At 66.9% G+C, this 2,620-nt stretch carries 1 protein-coding gene; it reads right to left on the bottom strand.

Annotated features, from left to right (window positions below; all coding sequences use genetic code 11):
• Nucleotides 1-2,620, bottom strand: a 2,620-nt coding sequence (locus DSD19_RS18630) for a right-handed parallel beta-helix repeat-containing protein (RefSeq protein WP_133260471.1), incomplete at both ends; no start/stop codon positions are given.

Here is a 2,620-nt window from a genome sequence, read left to right as displayed (position 1 = left end):
ACCAGTCGAGGATCGAGGCGGAGGCGTCGGCGAGATGCGCGGCGATGGGGTCGCCGAGCGCGGTGCCGTAATCGGCCTGCAGCGCCTCAACGATCTGCTGGTAATGCGCCGTGCCCGACCCGTCGCTCTCGGCACCCAGGATGTCGAGCGTCACCTGGCCCGTCCCGGTCCCCGAGGCCGACAGCGCCAGCGTCACCCGGTCCGTCGCATAGTCGATCGTCACCGTCGCGTTGCGGTTCGCGCCCAGCCCGGTGATGTCGAGATCGCTAAACCGTCCGATGAGCTCGTCCGCCTCCAGCAGCACCGTCTGCGACGCGGTCCCGGCCATGCCGCTCAGGTCGATCGCCAGCGTCGCATCGCCCAGATCCACCCCCGAGACAACATCCGAGGTCTCGAACCGGCCGCTCCGGAACTCGCCGATCGTCCCCAGAGCCCCGTCCTCGGCCACGAACTTCAGCGTCGCGTCGTCGTCGAGCCTCAACAGCGACAGCCCGCCATCGCCGTCGAACCCGACCTGGGCGTCGTCGCCCACCACCGTCAGCGTCCGCCCCGCCTGCAGCAGGAACCCGGCCCCGTCGGTCGCCAGGATCGCCTGGCCGTTCTCGCCGACCGTCAGATCGGCATTGCCCAGGAACACCCCGGTATTGGCAAACCGCCCGCCCATCACCGAGATCGACAGAAGATCGCTGTCGCCATAGCCCTCGGTCCAGAACTGACCCGCGCCGTCCACCGTCACCTGCCCGCCCCAGCTGCTGCCGACCGCAAGCGTGCCCTCGACGTCGAGCCGGCCCTGGGTCACGCTCAGACGCCCGCCATCGCCCAGATCGAGATCCTCGATCGCCGTCGTCGAACTGCCATAGCTCACCCAGTTGCCGCCCAGATCGACGCTGTCCCCGTCCTGGGTCCCGGGCAGGTCGTCGGTCGACCAGTTCAGTCGGTTGTCCCAGCGCATCCCGTCGCCCCGGTCGTCGGGGACGAAGCGCAGCACCGCCTCGTCGGCCCGCAGGTCCGTATCCATCCCGAACCCGGTCCGGAAGAAGGCGATGATCAGGTCGGCATCGACCACGTCGTCCAGCGCCCCGTCGGCCTGCGCCCGCAGATAGTCCGCCAGATCCGCGATCGTCGCCGAGGATTTGCCCAGAAGATCCGCCGCGAAGCTCTGGATCGTGGTCTCGTCGAGGACCGCCCGGTCGAGCCCGTCCACATTGGCCTCGACCTCGCCGGCCTTGTCGGCGTTGTTCGCGCCGGTCCAGTTGTAGATCACGGTGTCGTTGTAATAGAGGCTGCCATTGATCGCGAGCGCGAACTGGCCCTTCTCTTTCTCGGCCTGCTCGGCGGCGTTGTTCGGGTCCGCCAGATGGGCGATGATGTTGTCCACGAGGCTTTCGTCCCAGCCCTGCGCGTTGATCCCCTGCGACAGCGCCCCTTCGGAATGGTCGACCGTCTTGTTGCCTGCAGAGGTCACCACGTTGCCCAGCACCAGGCTGTAGTTCCCGGCCGCATCCGAGCCGCCCTTGGCCGGGTTGATCGCGCCATTGTTGTCGAGAAACACGTTGTCCTCGACCACGCCGCCCATCCGGAACTGCGCCCCGTAGGAGGCTGCCCGCATGATGATGTTGTCGCGCAGCGTCACGTCGCTGTTCGTGACGGTCATGTAGATATTGTGGCTGTACATGCTCGGCGGCTGGCCGTCTTCCGCCGACCGGGCGTAGTCGTAGCCGTCTTCCCAGCCGTTATGGTCGAAGAAGTTGTTCTCGACCAGAACCCCGTCCGACTTGGTCAGGTAGAACCCGCTCACCCGGTTCAGGTTCGGCGCCCAGGTCCCGTCCTCCTCGTTCAGGGATTCGTCCCGCCAGACGTCGTAGACCGACGAGTTGCGCAGCGTGAAGCCCTCGGCATTGCTGATGATCAGGGTGCCCCCGGTGATCGTCACGTCGTTCAGCAGGATGTTCCCGGAATTGGTCAGCGCGACCCCGTCGCTGAAGGTCAGCCCCTCGACGACGATATTTTCCTTCGTCTGGGCGAAACTGCGCAACTCTTGCGTGACCTCCGGCGCCGAGCCCTCGCCATAGGCTCCGATATAGATCGGATGCAGTTCGGATTCGCCCACCACGCCGGGGTCGAGCAGGCCCTTGAAGTCGTCATAGCTGTAGCCCCGTTCCAGAAGCAGCCAGTGCGAGGACGGCTCCGGCCCGGTCAGCGCCCGCCACACCGCAGAGCCCACGTCCTGGTCCACCGCCATGTCCGCGTCGAAGCCGTAGGTCGTCTGGCTCGCCAGCCAGCGGTCGGTCACCTGCTCGACCTTCATCCCTTCCAGCGCCGCGATGTCGGCCCGGCTCAGCCCCGCCTCGCTGCCCGTCACATAGACGGTCTCGTGCACGTCGCCATGCTCGATCACCAGGCTGCCGTCCTCGGCGCTTTCCAGCATGTAGAAATCGCCCGCGCCCCAGCCGCCGCCCTGGCTGCCCTCGACCGCGGTCAGGCTCGCGGTATGGGTCGTCACCGTGCCGTCGGCATGGGTCACCGCATAGTCGAAGCTCAGCGCCCCGGTCTGGGTCTCGCCGGTCAGCACCAGCGCCAGGCTGAGATCGGGGTTCACCGTCACATTGCCGAAGTCCGG

The sequence above is a fragment of the Rhodovulum sp. BSW8 genome, assembly GCF_003314725.1.
Classification (GTDB): Bacteria; Pseudomonadota; Alphaproteobacteria; order Rhodobacterales; family Rhodobacteraceae; genus Rhodovulum; species Rhodovulum visakhapatnamense.
This window is presented reverse-complemented; position numbering and strand designations above follow the sequence as displayed.